Genomic DNA, 20022 nt, shown 5'->3' with positions numbered 1-20022 from the left:
ACCGTGTCCGCTTCCTCCATCCCCTCCTTCACCGGTGACGCCCGCCCCTACGGCGGCGGCGACCCGTACGGCGACTACCGCACGGCCGAGTTCCCGTTCGCCCAGCACGCCGACCTCGCCGACCGCCGCCTCGGCGCCGGTGTGATCGCCGCCAACGACGAGTTCTTCGCCGAGCGCGAGAACCTCCTCAAGCCCGGAGCGGCCGAGTTCGACCCCGAGCACTTCGGCCACAAGGGCAAGATCATGGACGGCTGGGAGACCCGCCGCCGCCGCGGTGTGTCGGCCGACCGCCCGCACCCCGAGGACGAGGACCACGACTGGGCCCTGGTACGCCTCGGCGCCCCCGGCGTGATCCGCGGCATCGTCGTCGACACCGCCCACTTCCGCGGCAACTACCCGCAGGCCGTCTCCGTCGAGGGCACCTCCGTGGCAGGCTCCCCCTCCCCGGAGGAGCTCCTCGGCGACGACGTGAAGTGGACGACGCTCGTCCCGCGCACCGCCGTCGGCGGGCACGCGGCCAACGGCTTCGCCGTCGACACCGAGCAGCGCTTCACCCACCTGCGCCTCAAGCAGCACCCCGACGGCGGCATCGCCCGGCTGCGGGTGTACGGCGAGGTCGCCCCGGACCCGCGCTGGCTCACCGCGCTCGGCACCTTCGACCTCGTCGCCCTGGAGAACGGCGGCCGGGTCGAGGACGCCTCCGACCGCTTCTACTCGCCGGCCACCAACACCGTCCAGCCCGGCCGTTCCCGCAAGATGGACGACGGCTGGGAGACCCGCCGCCGCCGGGACAAGGGCAACGACTGGATCTCCTACCGGCTGGTCGAGCAGGCCGAGATCCGCGCCGTCGAGATCGACACCGCCTACCTGAAGGGCAACAGCGCGGGCTGGGCCGCCCTGTCCGTGCGCGACGGCGACGCGGGGGAATGGCGCGAGGTGCTGCCGCGCACCCGCCTCCAGCCCGACACCAACCACCGGTTCGTGCTGGACGCCCCCGCCGTGGGCTCCGACGTCCGCATCGACATCTACCCCGACGGCGGCATCTCCCGGCTGCGCCTCTTCGGCTCGCTCACCGAGCAGGGCGCCGCCCGCCTGACCGCCCGTCACCAGGAGCTCGGCGGCTGATTCCCGCCGCCGTGCGGGGGGAGGCCACGACACCCTCCCCTCCGTACCCGTGGGGCGCACCGGCCGACGGCAACGGTGCGCCCCACGCGCATGCCCCGGCCGCCCCGGCGGACGGCTGCGCGCGACGCGGCGGCCGGGTGCGAGAACCCGGGCCGTCGCGGCCGCGGCCCTGGCGACCCCGGGCCGTCCCCGGCCGCCGCCCTGGCGACCCCGGGCCGTCCCGGCCGCCGGGCCCTCAGGCCGCGTGCCCGCCGTCGACCGACAGCTCCGCGCCCGTGACGTAGGCGCCCGAGCTCCCGGCCAGGTAGACGACGGCGTCGGCGATCTCGTCCGGGTGCCCGAAGCGGCCCAGCGCCGTGCCCGCCCGCTGCGCGTCGGCGTGCGGGCCGTCCGCCGGGTTCATGGCGGTGTCGACCGGCCCCGGGTGGATGATGTTGGCCGTGATGCCCCGCCCGCCCAGCTCCCGCGCCAGGGCCTTCGTCAGGCCGGTCAGCGCCGACTTGCTCATCGCGTAGAGCGTGCCGCCGGGGCCCGGCACCCGCTGGGTCATGCAGCTTCCGACGGTGATGATGCGCGAGCCGTCCGGCATCCGAGCCGCGGCCGCCTGCGAGGCGAGGTACACGCCCCGGACGTTCACGGCGAGCACCCGGTCGACGTCGGCCGGGGTGATCGTCCCCAGCGGGCCGAGCAGCCCCACGCCCGCGTTGTTGACCAGCACGTCCAGTCCGCCCAGCAGGTCCGCCGCGTCCGCCACCGCCTGCGCGGCCTCGCGGGCGTCGCCCGCGTCGGCGCGCAGGGCGAGCGCCCGCCGGCCCATGCCCCGCACCGTGCGGACGACCTCCTCCGCGGCGTCCTTGTCCGTCGCGTAGGTGATCGCCACGTCCGCGCCGGCGCGCGCCAGCCGTACCGCCGTCGCCGCGCCGATGCCGCGGCTCGCGCCGGTCACCAGTGCCACCTTGCCGTCCATGTGTGCCTCCGTGTGCCTGTGTTGGTTGCGGCTTCAATCACAGCCGAGGCGCGCACCGGAGGCTGGCGGCAAACGGACGTCGTGATCGGCGCGCCGGCGGAACCCGGGGCACGGTGGAACCGGACCGCACGACGAGCCGGACCGCGCGACGAAAGGCCCCGCCATGGCGCAGCTCAGCCTCACCCAGTTCCTCACCCTCGACGGCGTCTACCAGGCGCCAGGCGGGCCCGAGGAGGACCCCAGCGGCGGGTTCGACCTCGGCGGTTGGTCCGTGCCCTACGGCGACGACGACTTCGGGGCCTTCATGAACGAGGTCTTCCGCACCCCCGTCGCCTTCCTCCTCGGCCGCCGCACCTACGAGATCTTCGCGAGCTACTGGCCCCGGCAGACCGACCCGGCCGACCCCGTCGCCGCCAAGCTCAACGGGCTCCCCAAGTACGTCGCCTCCACCACGCTCGAAGCGGCCGACTGGGCGGGCACCACCGTCATCGGCCGCGAGGACGTCGCCGAGGAGGTGGCGGAGCTGAAGCGCGGCACCGAGGGGGAGATCCAGATGCACGGCAGCGGCGCGCTGGCCCAGTCGCTGATGGCGCACGACCTCGTCGACGTCCTCCACCTGCTCGTCTTCCCGGTCGTCCTCGGCAAGGGCATGCGCCTGTTCGCCCGCGGCGCGACGGCCAGCGCCTTCCGGCACACGGCGGCGCGCACGACCGGCAGCGGCGTGGCCATCCACACCTACGAGTTCGCCGGCCGCCCCGCCTACGGCAGCTACGCGTAGCGCGGCGCCCCGGCCGTACTGGGCACCGCGCACCACGGCGCCCCGGCCGTACTGGGCACCGCGCACCACGGCGCCCCGGGCGACCGCCGCCGGGGAGAAAGATGTAGCCCGCACCCGTCCCGCCCGGTACGGTGATCGCCCCACCCCACCGTGTGAGAGCCGCCGACGTCTCCACCGTGCCCGTCACCACTGGAGACCGGAGACCAGGTGTCGTCGATCGCCGTACCCGCACCGCTGCCCGCCCCCCGCCCGGCGTGGCTCACCGATCTGCCCGTGCTGCTGGTGGCCGTCGTCTGGGGCGCCAGCTATCTGGCCGCCAAGGGCATCACGACCACCCACACCGTCCTCGCCGTGCTCGTGCTGCGGTTCGCGCTGGTGCTGCCGGTGCTCGTCGTCGCCGGCCACCGCAGGCTGCGGGCCCTCACCGCGGCGCAGTGGCGCGGGGCGGGCCTGCTCGGCCTGGTGCTCGCCTGCGTGTTCCTGCTGGAGACCTACGGCATCGTCCACACCTCCGCCACCAACGCCGGCCTGATCATCAGCCTCACCATGATCTTCACCCCGCTCGCGGAGGCGGCCGTCACCCGGCGCATGCCCTCCCGGGCCTTCCTCGCCGCCGCGGCCGTCTCCGTCGCCGGCGTGGTGCTGCTGACCCAGGGCGGCGGCTTCACCGCCCCGTCCACCGGCGACCTGCTGATGCTGCTGGCCGCCCTGGTCCGCACCGTCCACGTCCTGGTGATGGCGCGCACGAAGTCGGTCGCGGGCGCGGACTCGCTGTCGCTCACCACCGTCCAGCTCGGCGGCGCCGTCGCCGTGTTCGCCGCGCTCGCGCTGATCCCCGGCTCCGGGGCGTCCCCCTGGGCGGCGGCCGCCGCCTTCGGCCCCCGCGAGTGGGCCGGGCTGGCCTTCCTCTCCGTGTTCTGCACGCTGTTCGCGTTCTTCGTGCAGATGTGGGCCGTGCGCCGCAGCTCGCCCTCCCGGGTCAGTCTGCTGCTCGGCACCGAGCCGCTGTGGGCCGCCGCCGCCGGCATCGCGATCGGCGGCGAGCACCTGGGCGCCTGGGGGCTGCTCGGCGCCGGCCTCGTCCTCGCCGGAACGGCCTGGGGCCGGCGCGCGGCCGGCACCGGCGAGCCGCCCCGGACCGGGCCGGCCGCCCCCGGGGCCGCACCGGCCGCGGAGCGGACCCGGAGCTGAGGGGCGCGCGTCAGGTCCGGCGGCCCAGCCGGTCCGACGCCACCATCAGGACCAGGCCCGTGACGGCCATGACGATGCTCGCGTACATCTCGTACCCGTCCAGGAAGTCCAGCTTCCGGACGACGCCCCACAGCTTGAACCAGCCGGTGAGCTCGTGGACCACCCCCGCCGCGCCCCACAGGAACAACAGGAATCCGGCGATTTCGCAGAGCTTCTTCATGGCAGCAGCGTCCCGGCGGCGGAGGTCCGGCCGCATCGGCCGACGGCAGCTCTCCGGCCGCCGAAAGTCTCGGACCGCGCGACTTCGGTAGCGCGTACGGCCGCGCGGCCCCGCCACCGGCCCGCGGGCGCCTAGTTTTGTCGACATGACGCGTACGGACTACCCGTGGCTGCTGCCCTCCGCCATGGCCGATCCCCCCGGCCCCGACCTCACCCCCGCGGGCGAGCCACGTCAGCACCCCCGGCGCACCGTCCGCGACTGGGTCGTCGACACGCTCGTCTTCCTGGCCGCCGCCGGGGTGGGCGTGCTCGCCGGGCAGGCCGTGGAACAGGCGGGCAACGCCGAGGCCGTCGTCGTCGTCGACCAGGTCGTGGGCGCCGCCGCCTGCTGTGCGCTGTGGGTGCGCCGCCGCTTCCCGACCGGGCTCGCGGTCGTGCTGCTGATCGTCGCGGTCGTCGCGCCGGTCGCCAGCGGCGCGGCGATGGCGGCCCTCTTCAGCCTGGCCGTGCACCGGCCGTTCAAGCCGGTGGCACTCGTCGGCGGCCTCGCGGTCGTGACGAACGTCGCCCAGCCCGCGGTGCGCCCCGACCCCTCGGCCTCCTACCTCGTCTCCGCCGCCGCCGGCGTCGTCCTGGTGCTGCTGATGGTCGGCTGGGGCATGCTGGTGCGCGCCCGCCGACAGCTCGTCGCCGCCCTGCGCGAACGCGCCCACCGTGCCGAGACGGAGGCCGGGCTCCGCGCCGAGCAGGCCCAGCGGCTGGCCCGCGAGGCCATCGCCCGCGAGATGCACGACGTGCTCGCCCACCGCCTGACCCTGCTCTCCGTGCACGCGGGCGCGCTGGAGTTCCGGCCCGACGCGCCGCCCGCCGAGGTCGCCCGGGCCGCCGGCGTCATCCGCGACAGCGCCCACGAGGCGCTCCAGGACCTGCGCGAGATCATCGGCGTGCTGCGCGCGCCCGGTGACGGCGACGGCCCGGACCGGCCGCAGCCGACCCTGGTGACCCTGGACGCCCTGGTCGCCGAGTCCCGGCAGGCCGGGATGACCGTCGCCTTCGACAGCGCCGTCGCCGACCCGGCCGCGGTGCCGGCCGCCACCGGGCGCACCGCCTACCGGATCGCCCAGGAGGGCCTGACCAACGCCCGCAAGCACGCCCCGGACACCGAGGTCACCGTCGCCGTGACCGGCGGGCCCGGTGAAGGACTCAGCGTCGAGGTGGTCAATCCGGCCCCGACCGGCCGCGTCGGCAAGGTCCCCGGATCCGGACAGGGGCTCATCGGGCTGACCGAACGCGCCACGCTGGCCGGCGGACGGCTGGAGCACGGGGTCACCCGCGACGGGGGCTTCCGCGTGGCCGCTTGGCTACCGTGGCCTTCATGACCATCCGTCTGATCGTCGTCGACGACGACCCGCTCGTCCGCGCCGGCCTCGCCCTCATGCTCGGAGGCGCCGACGACATCGAGATCGTCGCCGAGGCCGCGGACGGCGCCCAGGCGATCGACCTCGTCGGCCGGCACACGCCCGACGTGGTGCTGATGGACATCCGGATGCCCGTGATGGACGGCCTCGCCGCGACCGAGGCCCTGCGCGCCCGGCCCGGCGCGCCCGACGTCGTCGTGCTGACCACCTTCCACGCCGACGAGCAGGTGCTGCGGGCGATGCGGGCCGGGGCCGCCGGGTTCGTCCTCAAGGACACCCCGCCCGCCGAGATCGTCGCCGCCGTGCGCCGGGTGGCCTCCGGCGACCCGGTCCTCTCCCCGGCCGTGACCCGCCAGCTCATGACGCACGCCGCGGGCAGCGGCGCGGACGTCCGCGGCGCGGACGCCGTCCGCCGGCTGGGCACGCTCGCCGAGCGCGAGCGCGAGGTGGCCGTCGCCGTCGGACAGGGCCGCTCCAACGCGGAGATCGCCTCCGCGCTCTACATGAGCCTGCCCACCGTGAAGACCCATGTGTCGCGCATCCTGGCCAAGCTCGGCCTCAACAACCGGGTGCAGATCGCCCTGCTGGCCCACGACGCCGGCCTCCTCGACGACGGCACCGGGCACGGGGAGCCGTAGCGGTCCCGGGGCGGCCGGGCCGGCTCCCGGGCCTCTTATCCGGCGGCTCCGGCCTCCGTAGGCTGACGGGACGGGTGTCACCCGCACCACCCGCACCGGGAGCCGCCCCGGACCACCGAGAGGACCACCGTGACCACGGACGCCCCACTCGTCGATCTCGCCGCCCTCGGCGACGACTTCACCCGCGACCCGTTCCCCGTCTACGCCGCGTTACGCGCCCGCGGCCCCGTGCACCACGTCCGGCTGCCCGAGGGCCACACCGCGTGGCTGGTCGTCGGGCACGAGGCGGGCAGGGCCGCGCTCGCCGACCCGGCGCTGTCGAAGGACTGGCGCAACATCTCGCCCGATCTTGGCATCTTCCGGATCTCGTCCGGCGTCAGCATGCTCAGCACGGACCCGCCGGTCCACTCCCGGCTGCGGAAGCTGATCGCGGGGGAGTTCACCATGCGGCGGGTGGAGCGGCTCGCGCCCAGGGTGCGGCAGATCACCGACGACCTGCTCGACGCGATGGTGCCGCGCGGCGCCGCCGACCTCGTGGACGCCTTCTCCTTCCCGCTGCCGATAGCGGTCATCTGCGAACTGCTCGGGGTGCCCTTCCTCGCCCGGGAGTCCTTCCGGGACTGGTCCAACACCGCGCTCTCCTCGCCCGACCAGGCGGTGCGGGAGGAGGCCGCCGGCCGGCTGACGGAGTACCTGGTGGGCATGCTGGCCCAGAAGCGCGAGCAGCCCGGGGACGATCTGATGAGCGGTCTCATCCACGCCGCGGACACCGAAGGGCACGACCGGCTCACGCGCGAGGAACTGATCGGCATGGCCTGGCTGCTGCTGGTCGCCGGGCACGAGACCACCGTCAACCTGATCTCCAGCGGTGTCCTGGCCCTGCTGACCCACCCGGACCAACTCGCCCTGCTGCGCGCCGATCCCGGCCTGATCGACGACGCGGTGGAGGAGATGCTGCGCTACGACGGGCCGGTGGAGACCCCGACGTACCGCTTCACCACCGAGCCCTACGAGGTCGGGGGCACCACCGTGCCGGGCGGCGGGCAACTGGTGCTCGTCGCCATGTCGGACGCCAACCGGGACCCGGCACGCTTCCCCGACCCGGACCGCTTCGACATCCGCCGCGACACCCGGGGGCATCTGGCCTTCGGCCACGGCATCCACTTCTGCCTCGGGGCGCCGCTGGCCCGGCTGGAGGCCCGCATCGCGATCCGGAGCCTGCTGGAACGCTGCCCCGACCTGGCGCTCGACGCGCATCCGGCCGCGCTGCCCTGGCGCGGCGGACTGCTGATCAGGGGACCGGAGCGGCTGCCCCTGCGCTGGTGAGCCGCCCGAGCGGGGGCCTCGGCCGGCGGCTGGGCTATCGGGACCCACCTGGCGTGAGCGGCGCGGAGGCCGTCGTCGCCGCTGTCCACGGCCGTGCGGCGGGGAGACGCCCCCGGTTCACACCTCGTCGGCGACCGCGGCCTCGTAGGCGAGCAAGGTGTCGACGAAGACCTGTCGCTGCTCCGGTGTCAGGGGGGCCAGCGCCTTACGCCACGCGGCCGCGCCCGGAGCGAGCCAGGAGGTGATCGCGGGCTGATGGGCGGCCGCGATGCCGATGATCCGCCGGCGCCGGTCCGCGTCGTCCGCCCGGCGTTCGAGGATTCCCTGCCGACTCAGGTCGCCGACCAGCAGGCTCACGGTGGTGGGGGCGACCTGAAGGCGAGCCGCCAGCTCGTTCACGGTCATCGGCCCGTCGAAAAGGAGGTAGGCGAGCAGGGAGAGGTGGCGCGGCGCCAGCGAGAAGGCCTGGAGCGCCTCGGGCACGGGGATCTTCTTGGCCCTGCCCACCATCCGGGGCATGAGCAGCAGCAGGGCCCTGACAGCGTCGTCGACTCCGCCACCGTCGGCATGGTGCGCCCCGGGTGTTGACATCGGACACGCCTCCTCGTTTACCTTTGTCTTCAAAGATATTTAGCTTTGCTCGCAAAGCGAAATGTCGTCACGGTACCCACCGGCACGAACGGAGATTCCACCATGCCGCACTTCACCGTGCACATCCGCGAGGAAGCCCTTGACGGGGCGGTCGAACCGAAGCTGATCAGCGCCCTGACGGACGCGGTCCGCGCCGTCTACGGCGAGGAGTTCGGCCGCCTCGTCGGGGTGGACCTGATCGGCCTTCCCGCAAACCGCCGGGGCATCGGCGGTGTCACCGCCGACATCGACTCACCGCTCGTCACCCTCAGTATGCGCGAGGCGGCGTATCACCTTCCGGAGATCCCGGACGCGCCCGCCCGGCTGGTCGCCGCGACCACCGACGCGCTGGCCGACGTCCTCGGCGAGGACATCCGCCGACAGGTCGTCGTGACGATCGCCGGAGTCCCGGACGGCCGCACCGGAGTCGCCGGCGCCGTGGCCTGACCCGTGTGTGCGGGCCGGGGTCGCCGCCCCCGGCCCCCATGCGGCCCTCCTTGCGCGACGAGCGGAGGCGTATCGGCTCCCCGGGGGCGTGAGCGGGGGCACGGCTAGTCCGCGGGGATCTCCTCCAGCCGGACCGGACGCCGTTCGCGGCGGGAGAGTTCGCAGGCCTCGGCGACCCGCAGCGCGGTGAGGGCCTCCCGGCCGTCGCAGGCGTTCTCCGCCTCGCCGCGCACCAGGCGGATGAACGCGTCCAGTTCCGCCTCGTAGGCCGGGGCGAAGCGCTCCAGGAAGCCCGGCCACGGGTTCTCCACGGGCGGCAGGCCCTTCGGTTCGGTGGAGCTGATCGGGGTGCGGTCGTCGAGGCCGACGGCCACCTGGTCCAGCTCGCCGGCCAGTTCCATCCGCACGTCGTAGCCCGCGCCGTTGCAGCGGGTGGCGGTCGCCGTCGCCAGCGTCCCGTCGTCCAGGGTGAGCAGCGCGGCCGCCGTGTCGACGTCGCCGGCCTCGCGGAACATCGGGTGGCCGCCGTCCGAGCCGGTGGCGTACACCTCGGTGATCTCCCGGCCGGTCACCCAGCGCACCATGTCGAAGTCGTGCACCAGGCAGTCCCGGAACAGCCCGCCGGACAGCGGCAGGTAGTCGGCCGGCGGCGGCGCCGGGTCGGAGGTGACGGCCCGCACGGTGTGCAGCCGGCCGAGCCTGCCGGAGCGCACCCGTTCGCGGGCGGCCGTGTAGCCGGCGTCGAAGCGGCGCATGAAGCCGAGCTGGAGCGGCGTGCCCGCCTCGTCGACCGCGCGGAGCGCCGCCAGCGTGCCCGGCAGGTCGAGCGCGATCGGCTTCTCGCAGAACGCCGGGAGGCCGGCCCGGGCGGCCCGGCCGATGAGTTCCGCGTGCGCGGCGGTCGCGGAGGCGATCACCACCGCGTCCACGCCCCAGGCGAAGACCTCGTTCGCGCTCGGTGCCGCGGTGGCGCCGCACCGGTCGGCCGTCTCCACGGCCCGCGCCGCGTCGGTGTCCGCCACCACCAGGGAACCCACCTCCCGGTGACGGCTGAGCACCCCCGCGTGAAAGCTGCCGATACGTCCCGTTCCGATCAGTCCGATGCGCATGGCCCAAAGGTGGAGGCGGGCCGGGCCGGCTGTCAAGACTTTGTCCTGACAATCGAACCTCACGACTTCCCGTCAACATGGCGTGCGACTACGCTCCCCCACGTGCCCAAGCAGCCCAGACACGAGACGGACACGTCCCGGTCGCTCCCGCTGAGCGTGGACCGCAACAGCCCGGTCCCGCTCTACTTCCAGCTTGCCCAGCAGCTGGAATCGGCCATCGAGCGAGGGGCGCTCACACCCGGCAGCCTGCTCGGCAACGAGATAGAACTCGCCGCCCGCCTCGGGCTCTCCCGGCCCACCGTCCGCCAGGCCATCCAGTCCCTCGTGGACAAGGGCCTGCTGGTGCGCCGCAGAGGCGTGGGCACCCAGGTCGTGCACAGCCAGGTCCGCCGCCCGCTGGAGCTCAGCAGCCTCTACGACGACCTGGAGGCCGCCGGCCAGCACCCGGCGACCAAGGTGCTGGCCCATGCCGTCGAACCGGCCGACGCCCGGGTCGCGGCCGCCCTCGGGATCGCCGAGGGCAGCGACGTCCGGATGATCGAGCGGCTGCGCTACGCCCACGGGGAACCGATGGCCCGGCTGCGCAACCATCTGCCGGCCCGCTTGCTCGACTGCGACACCGAGCGGCTGGAATCCACCGGGCTGTACCGGCTGATGCGGGCGGCGGGCATCACCCTGCACAGCGCCCGGCAGTCGGTCGGCGCCCGCGCGGCCGGCCCCGCCGACGCGGAACTGCTCGGCGAGGAGGCCGGCGCGCCGCTGCTGACCATGGAACGCACCACCTTCGACGACACCGGCCGGGCCGTCGAGTTCGGCGCCCATGTCTACCGGGCGTCGCGCTACTCCTTCGAGTTCCAGCTCCTGGTACGGCCCTGACGCCGCCGGGCCCGTCCCGCAGCCGCCCGGCGCCCGTTACCTGTTGCCCGTTGCCCGTTGCCCGTTGCCCGTTGCCCGTTGCCTGTTCCCCGTTCCCCGTCAGAATGTTCGGACAAAGCCTTGACGGGGTCGCGCGCCCGTCGTAGAAACTCCCCCAGCCGCAACGGGGCGGCCCGGGACAGGAGGCGACACCATGCGCATCATCCGCACGGCGGCGGCGGTGCTCGCCGTCTGCGCCCTGGCCGCCGGATGCAGCGGTTCCGGGGGCAAGGAGGGCAACGAGAAGCCCGCCGCCGAGGACGCCGCCCCCGCGGCCGGCACCCCGGCGATGAAGATCGCGATGGTCACCCACTCCGGGCAGGGCGACACCTTCTGGGACATCGTCCAGAAGGGGGCCGCGGCCGCCGCCCGCAAGGACAACGTGCGCTTCCTGTACGCGGCCGCCCCCGAGGGCAAGGAGCAGGCCCAGCTCGTGCAGACCTACATCGACCAGAAGGTCGACGGCATCGTGGTCACCCTCGCCAAGCCGGAGGCGGTCGGCGACGTCGTCCGCAAGGCCGTCGCGGCCGGCATCCCCGTCGTCACCGTCAACTCGGGCGGGGAGTTCTCGAAGGACCTCGGCGCGCTCGGCCACATCGGCCAGGACGAGTCGGTGGCCGGCGAGGCCGTCGGCGAGGAGCTGAACGAACGCGGGCGCAAGAAGGCCCTCTGCGTCATCCACGAGCAGGGCAACGTCTCCCTGGAGGCGCGCTGCGACGGGGTCCGCAAGACCTTCGGCGGCGAGGTGGAGAACCTGAACGTCGAGGGCACCAACATGCCCGCCACCACCTCCTCCATCGAGGCCCGGCTCCAGAGCGGCCGGGACATCGACGCCGTGGTCACCCTCGGCGCGCCCTTCGCCGCGGCGTCGGTCAAGGCCCGCCAGGGCGCCGGGTCGAAGGCCGAGATCTCCACCTTCGACCTCAACGCGGCCGTGGTGGCGAGCCTGAAGGCGAAGGAGATCACCTTCGCCGTGGACCAGCAGCCCTACCTCCAGGGCTATCTCGCCGTGGACGGACTGTGGCTGCACAAGGTCAACGGCAACGTCACCGGCGGCGGCAAGCCGGTCCTCACCGGCCCCGCGCTCGTCACCGCCGAGGACGTCCCGGCGCTGGAGAAGCTCACGGCCGCCGGCACCCGGTGAGCCGCCCGCGGCACCACCGGGAGCGGTCCCGGGAGCCCCGGGGACACCGGGCCGCCGGACCCCGGGCGGCCCGGCCCCCGCGGGCCCGGCCGCACCCGCTGCCGGTCCGGCCGTCCGGCGTGACGGATACTTGGGCGGCCGGGCCGGGTCAGCAGGCCCCCCGGCGGTACGGGCGGGACGACCCCCGGCGGTACGGAACGACACGGCGAGAAGGGCACGGCTTCGTGGCACGGGCAAGGACAGGGGTACGCGCGCTCGGCGCGGTGCTGGCGGCGGTACTCGGGGTCACCGCCCTCGCGGGGTGCAGCAGCACGGGCGGCAAGCGGGCCGAGGACGCGCGCAGGGCCGCCGAGAACGCCCGGGGCAAGGCCGCGGTCACCACCCCGCGCTGGACCTTCGCCATGGTCACCCACTCCGGGGACGGCGACACCTTCTGGGACATCGTCCAGAAGGGCGCCAAGGAGGCCGCGGCCAAGGACAACATCAACTTCCTCTACGCCCACAGCGACGAGGGCCAGCAGCAGGCGCAGCTCGTCGACTCCTACATCTCCAAGAAGGTCGACGCGCTGATCGTCACCCTCGCCAAGCCCGACGCCATGAAGGCCGTCGTCGCCAAGGCCACCGCGGCCGGCATCCCCGTGATCACCGTCAACTCGGGCTCCGCGCAGTCCGAGGAGTACGGGGCGCTGACCCACATCGGCCAGGACGAGTCGGTGGCCGGCGAGGCCGTCGGCGAGGAGCTGACCGAACGCGGGCGCAAGAAGGCCCTCTGCGTCCTGCACGAGCAGGGCAACGTCGGCCACGAGCAGCGCTGCGCCGGGGTGAAGAAGACCTTCGGCGGCCAGGTGCAGAACCTCTACGTCGACGGCACCAACATGCCCGACGTCCAGGCGTCCATCGAGGCCAAGCTCCAGGCCGACCGGTCCGTGGACGCCGTCGTCACCCTCGGCGCGCCGTTCGCCGACGCCGCGGTGCAGGCGAAGAAGACGGCCGGGTCCGACGCCGAGATCGACACCTTCGACCTCAACGCCAAGGTCGCCGCCGGCCTCGAACAGGGCACCCTCGGCTTCGCCGTCGACCAGCAGCCCTACCTCCAGGGCTACGAGGCCGTCGACCTGCTGTGGCTGTACAAGTACAACGCCGACGTCCTCGGCGGCGGCCGGCCCGTGCTGACCGGCCCGCAGATCATCACCGAGAAGGACGCCGCCCAGCTCAGGGAGTACACGGAACGGGGGACCCGATGAGCCAGGCCGCGCCACCCGCCGTACCCGGCAGCGCCGAGCCGGCGCAGGACGAACGCCTGCTGCGCACCTCGCTGACGCGCCGGCTCATGGGCCGCCCCGAGCTGGGCTCGGTGGTCGGCGCCGTCGCCGTGTTCGTCTTCTTCTCGATCGTGGCCGACTCCTTCCTCCAGCCCTCCAGCCTCAACACCGTCCTCTACGCGGCCTCCACCCTCGGGGTGATGGCCGTGCCGGTCGCGCTGCTGATGATCGGCGGCGAGTTCGACCTGTCCGCCGGTGTGATGGTCACCAGCTCGGCGCTGATCTCGTCGATGTTCAGCTACCAGATGACCGCCAACGTCTGGGTCGGCGTCGGGGTGTCCCTGCTGGTCACCCTGGCGATCGGCGCCTTCAACGGCTTCATGCTCACCCGCACGAAGCTGCCCAGCTTCATCATCACGCTCGGCACCTTCCTGATGCTGACCGGCCTCAACCTCGGCTTCACCAAGCTGATCAGCGGCACCGTGTCCACCAAGTCCATCGCGGACATGGAGGGATTCGCATCCGCCCGCGCGGTGTTCGCCGAGACCCCGCTCCTCGGCGCCACGGTCAAGTCGACGATCCTGTGGTGGGCCGTGCTCGTCGCCCTGGCCACCTGGATCCTGCTGCGCACCCGCTTCGGCAACTGGATCTTCGCCGTCGGCGGCGGCGCCGACGCCGCCCGCGCGGTGGGCGTCCCGGTCAAGCGGACCAAGATCTTCCTCTACATGGGCGTCGCGTTCGCCGCCTGGGTGTCCGGCCAGCACCTGCTGTTCTCGTTCGACGTGGTGCAGTCCGGCGAAGGCGTCGGCAACGAGCTGACCTACATCATCGCGGCCGTGATCGGCGGCTGTCTGATCACCGGCGGCTACGGATCCGCCATCGGCTCGGCGGTCGGCGCGTTCATCTTCGGCATGACGAGCAAGGGCATCGTCTACGCCGAGTGGAACCCGGACTGGTTCAAGTTCTTCCTCGGAGCGATGCTCCTTCTGGCCACCCTGCTCAACGCATGGGTACGCAAGCGCGCGGAGGCGACACGGTGACCGGCACCCAGCCCGCGGGGCCCCTCGTCGCACTGGACGACGTCAGCAAGTACTACGGCAACATCCGTGCCCTCGAAGGCGTCTCGCTGGAGGTCGGCGCGGGGGAGATCACCTGCGTCCTCGGCGACAACGGCGCCGGCAAGTCGACCCTCATCAAGATCATCGCGGGGCTGCACCGGCACGACGCCGGCACCTTCCGCATCGAGGGCGAGGAGGTCTCGCTCGGCAACCCGCGCGAGGCCCTCGGCCGCGGTATCGCCACCGTCTACCAGGACCTGGCCGTCGTGCCGCTGATGCCGGTCTGGCGGAACTTCTTCCTCGGCTCCGAGCCCGTGAAGGGCAAGGGCCCCTTCAGGCGCCTCGACGTCGAGACGATGCGCGCCACCACCCGCTCCGAGCTGCTGCGCATGGGCATCGACCTGCGGGACGTCGACCAGCCCATCGGCACCCTGTCCGGCGGCGAGCGCCAGTGCGTGGCCATCGCCCGCGCCGTGTACTTCGGCGCCAAGGTGCTCGTCCTCGACGAACCCACCGCCGCGCTCGGCGTGAAGCAGTCCGGTGTGGTCCTCAAGTACGTGGCCGCGGCGCGCGACGCCGGTCTCGGCGTGGTGCTGATCACCCACAACCCCCACCACGCCTACCTCGTCGGCGACCGGTTCGTGCTGCTCAAGCGCGGTGTCATGGCCGCGAGCCACACCCGGGAGACGGTCACCCTCGACGAGCTCACCCGGCAGATGGCGGGCGGCAGCGAGCTGGAGGACCTGCGCCACGAACTGGAGCGCGCACCGGTCCCCACCCACCTGGGCGGCCACCCCGCGAAGCCCGGCCCCGGCACGGACTGACGCCTCCCGGCCCGGGGGCGGGCGGGCCCCGCCCCCGGGCCGGACCGGAACGACTAGCATCGGATCCCGGCGGGCGCCGTCCGCCCGCTGACCCGGAGCAGCCCCCCCACGAGCGCAGGGACGACGTGAGCACGTACCGCGACTTCACGCACCGAGGCGCCGCGCGTGCGACCGTCCTCAAGACCGTCGGCACCCGCGAGCGGCGTTCCCACCTCACCGCGCCGCGGGTCCCCACCGTCGGGATCGACATCGGCGGCACCAAGGTGATGGCCGGCGTCGTCGACGCCGACGGCGTCATCCTTGAGAAGGTGCGCACCGAGACGCCGGACAAGTCCAAGAGCCCCAAGGTCGTCGAGGACACCATCTGCGAGCTGGTGCTCGACCTCTCCGACCGCCACGACGTGCACGCCGTCGGCATCGGGGCGGCCGGCTGGGTCGACGCCGACCGCTCCAAGGTCCTCTTCGCGCCCCACCTGGCGTGGCGCAACGAGCCGCTGCGCGACGCGCTCTCGGCCCGGCTCGCCGTCCCCGTCCTCGTCGACAACGACGCGAACACCGCCGCCTGGGCCGAGTGGCGCTTCGGCGCCGGCCGCGGCGAGGACCACCTCGTCATGATCACGCTCGGCACCGGCATCGGCGGCGCGATCCTGGAGGACGGCCAGGTCAAGCGGGGCAAGTACGGGGTCGCGGGTGAGTTCGGCCATATGCAGGTCGTGCCCGGCGGCCACCGCTGCCCGTGCGGCAACCGGGGCTGCTGGGAGCAGTACAGCTCCGGCAACGCGCTGGTGCGCGAGGCCCGGGAGCTGGCCGCGGCCGACTCGCCGGTGGCCTACAACATCATCGACCGGGTCGGCGGGAACGTCCGCGACATCACCGGCCCGCTGATCACCGAACTGGCGCGCGAGGGCGACGCGATGTGCGTCGAACTGCTCCAGGACATCGGCCAGTGGCTGGGCGTCGGCATCGCCAATCTCGCCGCCGCGCTCGACCCCTCCTGCTTCGTCATCGGCGGCGGCGTCAGCGCGGCCGACGACCTGCTCATCGGCCCCGCCCGGGACGCCTTCCGCCGCCATCTCACCGGCCGCGGCTACCGGCCCGAGGCGCGGATCGCCAAGGCCCAGCTCGGCCCCGAGGCCGGTATGGTCGGAGCGGCCGACCTCGCCCGGCTGGTCGCACGGCGCTTCCGCCGCGCGAACCGCCGCCGGGTGGAGCGCCACGAACGCTACGAGCGCTACGCGCAGGCCCTGCGCAGTCCGAGTTCCGTCCGTCCCACCCAGGATCCCCCCTCATGACCACGCTGACCCGACAGCCCAGCCCGCCGAAGCCGCCGGAGAACCGGCGGCACATGCTGGTGCGCCGCTGGCTCACCGCGATCACGATCGTGCTCCTCATCGGAATCCCCGCCGGGTATCTGGTCATCTCGGCCGAGCAGAGCCGGGACAGCGGACGCGACAAGGAGGCCGAGTCCTCGGCGGACGGCCTGCGCGACAAGTGGCCGTCGAAGATGAAGCGCCGCATCTTCGAGGTGCCGATCCCCGAGGGCTCCTGGCGGGTCGGCTACTACGAGACCAGCAACTGGAAGACCAGCCGCTTCTACGTCCAGTTCCGCACCACGCCCAAGGGCCTCGACCGGTTCCTGAAGGGCGTCGGCACCGACCGCGACGCGCTGCGCGACGGCGAGGTCACCATCGCCGAGCGGGACTCCGCGACGGTCGGCTGGAACTTCGGCCTCCAGGGCCGGGACTGGGCGGGCACGACCCACAGGAACAAGGATCCGCGCCCCAGCCAGGACATCACCGTCGATCTGACGGAGCCGGAGAAGCCCTGGGTGTACGTCGTCTCGACCGCCAGCCCCTGATCCCGGGGCGCGTGCCGGACGGGCCGTGACGAGGGGCCGCCCACCGGGCGGCCCCTCGTCGTTTCCCCCGCGGCCGTCAGCCCTCGCGGGCCGTCCGGGTGCGCCGGTGGAGGTACCAGCCGGCGGCCGTGAGCAGCAGGGCCCCACCGGCTGCCGCGCCGGCGGCGACACCGGTGGAGGCGAGGCTGCCGCCCGCGCCGGCCGTGCCGCCCTCCGTCACCGAGCCCGTGCCCCCTCCCGTGCCGCCGACGACACCGCCGCCGCTGCCGCCGGCCGCGGTTCCGCCCGACGAGCCGCCGGAGTCGCCGCCGCCGGAGCCCGTGCCGCCGGAGTCGCCGCCGCCCGCCGAGCCGGAGGTGCCGCCCGAGCCGCTGCCGCCGCCCGTCGCGTCACCGCCGGGCGGTTCGGTCTCCCCGCCCCCGCTGCCGCCTCCGTCGCCGCCGGGGGCCTTGACGGTGAGTGTCATCGGCGCGGTCCGGGTCGTGCCGGCCTCGTTGTGGAACTCGGCACGGAACCGGTGGCCGTTCTGACCGGCGGCGGCGGTGAAGGTGTACGTGTCCGCCGTCGCGCCCTCGACCGCGGACCAGGTCCCGCCGCCGTCCGTGCTGACCTGCCACCGCACGGCCGGCTCCGGGGTGCCCTCGGCCGCCGCGGTCAGGGTGACCTCGTCGCCGGGTGCGGCGGTCCGGTCGGCGGGGGACCCGAGGACCCTGGGGGACGTCCGCAGGTCGAAGCGGAGGACCTTGCTCTCCGCGGCCATGGTGACGAAGACGGACGTGGCCCCGGGGGCGACGGCGACGCCCGCGTAGCCGCCCACCCGGACGCTGCCCGGCAGGGGTACGGCGGGCGCGGCCGGCTCCAGGGAGGAGGCGTCGAGAACCTCCAGCGACCCGGTGTCGTCCGTGGTGCCGTCGGAGAGGTCCTCCCGCAGCAGGAAGGCCCGCCCGGTCGCTCCGTCGAACGCGACCGCCATCGGCCGGTCCGTGCCCGTGAGGGTGGCCAGCGGCCGGGCGTCCGCGTCGAAGACCAGCACCGAGGTGCCGTTGCCCACCCACACGTTGCCGGTGGCCGGGTCCGCCTCCACGAAGGTCATGAAGTCGGCCGGCAGCGGGGCCGTGGCGGTGACGCCGAAGGCGGCGGTGTCGACGCGCCGCAGCACCGGGGCGCCGTCGGCGGTGCCCAGGGACCAGGCGGCGCCGCGGACCGCGTCCACGGCGAGGTCGCCGGCGCCCTCCAGGGCCGCGGTCCGCCCGACGGCTCCGGTGGCGAGGTCCACACGGCGCAACTCGCCGCCCGCGGCGACCAGCACGGAGGAGGTGTCGGCGTCCTGGCCGACGCCGGTGTACGAGGCGCCGTCGGCCCAGACGCCCCGGGCCTCGGTGTCGCCGTGCCGGGCGCTGCCCAGCCCGCGCAGCGGGTAGTGGAAGACCACGCCGTCGCCGGGGAGCGGTGCGACGATCCGGCGCACCACCCGGGCGGCCGTCGCGCCGCCCGCGCCGGGGGCGCGGGCGATGTGGCCGAGGACCGCGCCGCTGCCCGCGTCCAGGGCGTAGAGCCCCTGCTCGGCCACCGCCGAGGTGTCGGGGATGTTGTCGGCACCGACGTACAGCTTCCCGGAGTCGGGGTGCAGCAGCAGGTCGAGCGGCCGGCCGGCGTTGCCGGTGGCGAACGCGGACGCCGGGGCCCGGACGTAGCCGACGGTGCCGGGCGGCACGTCGACGCCCTCCCCGCCGTCGTCGCCGTGACCCGGGTCCCGGTCCGCGACGTCGACGCCCCCGGTGTCGTCGTGGGCGCCGGCCACGCGCTCCGCGCGGCCGCCGGGGGCGAGACCGGCGGAGGCGGAGACGGCGGGTTTCCGCTCGGCCGGGCCCGGCGCCGTCCGCGGGTTGCCGGCGGCCTGTGCCGCGGGGCCCGCGGTGACCGCCGTCGCGGCGGCGGTCACCAGGGCCGCGGCGCCGAGCAGCGCGGGCGTCCGTCTGTGCCGTCGCCGGGCGCCGGCCGGGTTGTCGTTCGTCGTCGTCATGGGTTCCTCATCGGTCCGGTGCGCCCGGTACCGCGGTGGGCGGGAGCCGGGCCCCGCCGGAGTGGGGCCCGGCCGGCGGGCGGCTACTGGAAGGTGACGGGGACGTGCACGTCGTACTTCCGGTCGCCGCTGTCGAAGTGGTCGGCGCGGGTCACCACGGCGCACTCGACGTCCTGGCCGCAGACGCTGCCGTCGTCGAGGGTGGCCTTGACGTAGATGTCGACGTCGAAGGTGCCGCCGGCGCCGAACTTCGAGCTGTTGGCGAACAGCCCGCCGAAGGTGTTGTTGACCCAGTGCGAGGCGCCGGTGGAGCCGCTCTCGTCCTGGCCGCCGAGGCACGGGGTCGGCTTGTTGGTGCCGGCCGCGCCGTCGACCACGCAGAGGCCGACGTAGACGCCCTGGCCGGGGTTGAAGCCCGCACCGGTGACCGTGATGACCTGCCCGGCGGCGGACGCCGTGCCCGGGGCGGTCACGGACAGGCTGTACGTGGTGCCGCCGTCGACGACCGTGCGGGTCGAGGTGGCGGCGGAGGCGGAGCCGGCCAGGCCCAGGGTCAGGGCGGCCGACGCGGCGAGGGCGAGACCGGTGCGGGCGGCGGTGCGGGCGGTGACTCTCATGAGGGAGACCTCTCCTGGGGAACCTGCGACGCGACCGGAAGCCGCGTTCAACTTAGGTAAGGCAAACCTAACTATGATCTTCGGGTCGCTGTCAATCGCCGGGATCGGGCCAGCCGGGCCCGCCGGGATCGGGCCAACTGGGCCCGCCGGGGGAGCGGTTCGGGCGGGGCGGGGCCTGTGCGCCGAACCTGGTCCGCGTCTGCGGTGCGGACCCTTGTCGGGGGCGCCGCCGCCGGTCCGTACGGACTCCGGCCCGCCGCGTCGCCCGTGCCGCCGCGTCGCCCGCGCCGGTCCCGTCGTGTGTGACGGCCTCGTCGCGCGTGCCGGTCTCGTCGTGCGTGCCGGTCCCGTCGTGCGTGCCGGGCGGCGGCCCGTGTGCGCGCGGGAGAAATCTATGCGCGTAGGCTACCGTGGCTCCGCGCCGCCCCGAGTGGTCAAGTCCTGCTGTGCACAAGGGAGTTGACGGTCGCGCG

Annotated in this window: 20 protein-coding genes; 14 read left to right on the top strand and 6 right to left on the bottom strand. The window is 74.2% G+C overall.

The window, feature by feature from the left end; all coding sequences use genetic code 11:
• Positions 1-3: 3 nt before the first annotated feature.
• Positions 4-1125 carry an allantoicase gene (gene alc / locus JE024_RS06280; RefSeq protein WP_205372642.1) on the top strand — a complete coding sequence of 374 codons (1122 nt, stop codon included), beginning with the start codon at positions 4-6 and terminating at the stop codon, positions 1123-1125.
• A 235-nt stretch (positions 1126-1360) separates the two neighbouring features.
• Here the strand turns inward: alc and JE024_RS06275 are convergent, their stop codons facing one another.
• Positions 1361-2092 carry an SDR family oxidoreductase gene (locus tag JE024_RS06275; protein ID WP_205372641.1) on the bottom strand — a complete coding sequence of 244 codons (732 nt, stop codon included), beginning with the start codon at positions 2090-2092 and terminating at the stop codon, positions 1361-1363.
• A 163-nt stretch (positions 2093-2255) separates the two neighbouring features.
• On the opposite strand from JE024_RS06275, the gene JE024_RS06270 reads away from it, so the two are divergent.
• Positions 2256-2870: a dihydrofolate reductase family protein gene (locus JE024_RS06270; RefSeq protein WP_205372640.1), complete on the top strand. Its 615-nt coding sequence runs from the start codon at positions 2256-2258 to the stop codon at positions 2868-2870.
• A gap of 207 nt (positions 2871-3077) precedes the next feature.
• The gene (locus tag JE024_RS06265; RefSeq protein ID WP_205372639.1) at positions 3078-4061 is read left to right on the top strand and encodes a DMT family transporter; all 984 of its coding nucleotides are present in this window, start codon (positions 3078-3080) and stop codon (positions 4059-4061) included.
• 10 nt (positions 4062-4071) lie between these two features.
• Here the strand turns inward: JE024_RS06265 and JE024_RS06260 are convergent, their stop codons facing one another.
• Positions 4072-4281 carry a hypothetical protein gene (locus JE024_RS06260; protein WP_205372638.1) on the bottom strand — a complete coding sequence of 70 codons (210 nt, stop codon included), beginning with the start codon at positions 4279-4281 and terminating at the stop codon, positions 4072-4074.
• A gap of 145 nt (positions 4282-4426) precedes the next feature.
• Between JE024_RS06260 and JE024_RS06255 the strand changes: the two genes are divergently transcribed.
• The 3 genes from JE024_RS06255 to JE024_RS06245 all read left to right on the top strand — a co-directional run bounded on the left by JE024_RS06255 (position 4427) and on the right by JE024_RS06245 (position 7662).
• Positions 4427-5659, top strand: a complete 1233-nt coding sequence (locus JE024_RS06255) for a sensor histidine kinase (protein WP_205372637.1) — start codon at positions 4427-4429, stop codon at positions 5657-5659.
• Positions 5656-6336, top strand: coding sequence for a response regulator (locus JE024_RS06250; protein ID WP_205372636.1), 681 nt, complete (start codon positions 5656-5658; stop codon positions 6334-6336). Before JE024_RS06255 ends, JE024_RS06250 begins: the two co-directional genes overlap by 4 nt.
• Before the next feature lie 129 nt (positions 6337-6465).
• Complete coding sequence (locus tag JE024_RS06245) at positions 6466-7662, top strand: cytochrome P450 family protein (protein WP_205372635.1); 1197 nt, start codon at positions 6466-6468, stop codon at positions 7660-7662.
• A 117-nt stretch (positions 7663-7779) separates the two neighbouring features.
• Here JE024_RS06245 and JE024_RS06240 read toward each other — a convergent pair whose 3' ends face one another.
• Positions 7780-8253: a MarR family transcriptional regulator gene (locus tag JE024_RS06240; RefSeq protein ID WP_205372634.1), complete on the bottom strand. Its 474-nt coding sequence runs from the start codon at positions 8251-8253 to the stop codon at positions 7780-7782.
• Between the two features lie 102 nt (positions 8254-8355).
• Here JE024_RS06240 and JE024_RS06235 point away from each other — a divergent pair, with 102 nt between their 5' ends.
• A complete protein-coding gene (locus tag JE024_RS06235) occupies positions 8356-8739 on the top strand; it encodes a tautomerase family protein (protein WP_205372633.1) in 384 nt (127 codons plus the stop codon).
• 104 nt (positions 8740-8843) lie between these two features.
• On the opposite strand, the gene JE024_RS06230 is transcribed toward JE024_RS06235, so the two are convergent.
• The gene (locus JE024_RS06230; protein ID WP_205372632.1) at positions 8844-9848 is read right to left on the bottom strand and encodes a Gfo/Idh/MocA family protein; all 1005 of its coding nucleotides are present in this window, start codon (positions 9846-9848) and stop codon (positions 8844-8846) included.
• A gap of 156 nt (positions 9849-10004) precedes the next feature.
• On the opposite strand from JE024_RS06230, the gene JE024_RS06225 reads away from it, so the two are divergent.
• The 7 genes from JE024_RS06225 to JE024_RS06195 all read left to right on the top strand — a co-directional run bounded on the left by JE024_RS06225 (position 10005) and on the right by JE024_RS06195 (position 16909).
• Positions 10005-10724 carry a GntR family transcriptional regulator gene (locus JE024_RS06225; RefSeq protein WP_205376400.1) on the top strand — a complete coding sequence of 240 codons (720 nt, stop codon included), beginning with the start codon at positions 10005-10007 and terminating at the stop codon, positions 10722-10724.
• Between the two features lie 193 nt (positions 10725-10917).
• The gene (locus tag JE024_RS06220; protein WP_205372631.1) at positions 10918-11907 is read left to right on the top strand and encodes a sugar ABC transporter substrate-binding protein; all 990 of its coding nucleotides are present in this window, start codon (positions 10918-10920) and stop codon (positions 11905-11907) included.
• Positions 11908-12131: 224 nt separating this feature from the next.
• Positions 12132-13151, top strand: a complete 1020-nt coding sequence (locus tag JE024_RS06215; RefSeq protein WP_205372630.1) for a sugar ABC transporter substrate-binding protein — start codon at positions 12132-12134, stop codon at positions 13149-13151.
• Positions 13148-14209, top strand: coding sequence for an ABC transporter permease (locus JE024_RS06210; RefSeq protein WP_205372629.1), 1062 nt, complete (start codon positions 13148-13150; stop codon positions 14207-14209). Before JE024_RS06215 ends, JE024_RS06210 begins: the two co-directional genes overlap by 4 nt.
• On the top strand, positions 14176-15051 hold the full coding sequence (locus tag JE024_RS06205) for an ATP-binding cassette domain-containing protein (RefSeq protein WP_205372628.1): 876 nt from the start codon (positions 14176-14178) through the stop codon (positions 15049-15051). The genes JE024_RS06210 and JE024_RS06205 overlap by 34 nt, the downstream gene beginning before the upstream one ends.
• Positions 15052-15176: 125 nt before the next feature.
• Complete coding sequence (locus JE024_RS06200) at positions 15177-16343, top strand: ROK family glucokinase (RefSeq protein ID WP_205372627.1); 1167 nt, start codon at positions 15177-15179, stop codon at positions 16341-16343.
• Positions 16340-16909, top strand: a complete 570-nt coding sequence (locus JE024_RS06195; protein ID WP_205372626.1) for a hypothetical protein — start codon at positions 16340-16342, stop codon at positions 16907-16909. The genes JE024_RS06200 and JE024_RS06195 overlap by 4 nt, the downstream gene beginning before the upstream one ends.
• Before the next feature lie 76 nt (positions 16910-16985).
• Here the strand turns inward: JE024_RS06195 and JE024_RS06190 are convergent, their stop codons facing one another.
• Complete coding sequence (locus tag JE024_RS06190; protein ID WP_205372625.1) at positions 16986-18932, bottom strand: DUF8696 domain-containing protein; 1947 nt, start codon at positions 18930-18932, stop codon at positions 16986-16988.
• Positions 18933-19015: 83 nt separating this feature from the next.
• A complete protein-coding gene (locus JE024_RS06185) occupies positions 19016-19549 on the bottom strand; it encodes a hypothetical protein (RefSeq protein ID WP_205372624.1) in 534 nt (177 codons plus the stop codon).
• Positions 19550-20022 lie beyond the last annotated feature (473 nt).

Origin of the sequence: Streptomyces zhihengii (assembly GCF_016919245.1) — a bacterium.
GTDB classification, from domain to species: Bacteria; Actinomycetota; Actinomycetes; order Streptomycetales; family Streptomycetaceae; genus Streptomyces; species Streptomyces zhihengii.
This window is presented reverse-complemented; position numbering and strand designations above follow the sequence as displayed.

Bases quoted from the DNA above. Each gene is read 5' to 3' on its own strand.
- JE024_RS06275 (WP_205372641.1), bottom strand. From the start codon at position 2,092: ATGGACGGCAAGGTGGCACTGGTGACCGGCGCGAGCCGCGGCATCGGC.
- JE024_RS06270 (WP_205372640.1), top strand. From the start codon at position 2,256: ATGGCGCAGCTCAGCCTCACCCAGTTCCTCACCCTCGACGGCGTCTAC.
- JE024_RS06260 (WP_205372638.1), bottom strand. From the start codon at position 4,281: ATGAAGAAGCTCTGCGAAATCGCCGGATTCCTGTTGTTCCTGTGGGGC.
- JE024_RS06255 (WP_205372637.1), top strand. From the start codon at position 4,427: ATGACGCGTACGGACTACCCGTGGCTGCTGCCCTCCGCCATGGCCGAT.
- JE024_RS06250 (WP_205372636.1), top strand. From the start codon at position 5,656: ATGACCATCCGTCTGATCGTCGTCGACGACGACCCGCTCGTCCGCGCC.
- JE024_RS06240 (WP_205372634.1), bottom strand. From the start codon at position 8,253: ATGTCAACACCCGGGGCGCACCATGCCGACGGTGGCGGAGTCGACGAC.
- JE024_RS06235 (WP_205372633.1), top strand. From the start codon at position 8,356: ATGCCGCACTTCACCGTGCACATCCGCGAGGAAGCCCTTGACGGGGCG.
- JE024_RS06230 (WP_205372632.1), bottom strand. From the start codon at position 9,848: ATGCGCATCGGACTGATCGGAACGGGACGTATCGGCAGCTTTCACGCG.
- JE024_RS06220 (WP_205372631.1), top strand. From the start codon at position 10,918: ATGCGCATCATCCGCACGGCGGCGGCGGTGCTCGCCGTCTGCGCCCTG.
- JE024_RS06210 (WP_205372629.1), top strand. From the start codon at position 13,148: ATGAGCCAGGCCGCGCCACCCGCCGTACCCGGCAGCGCCGAGCCGGCG.
- JE024_RS06205 (WP_205372628.1), top strand. From the start codon at position 14,176: ATGGGTACGCAAGCGCGCGGAGGCGACACGGTGACCGGCACCCAGCCC.
- JE024_RS06195 (WP_205372626.1), top strand. From the start codon at position 16,340: ATGACCACGCTGACCCGACAGCCCAGCCCGCCGAAGCCGCCGGAGAAC.
- JE024_RS06190 (WP_205372625.1), bottom strand. From the start codon at position 18,932: ATGACGACGACGAACGACAACCCGGCCGGCGCCCGGCGACGGCACAGA.
- JE024_RS06185 (WP_205372624.1), bottom strand. From the start codon at position 19,549: ATGAGAGTCACCGCCCGCACCGCCGCCCGCACCGGTCTCGCCCTCGCC.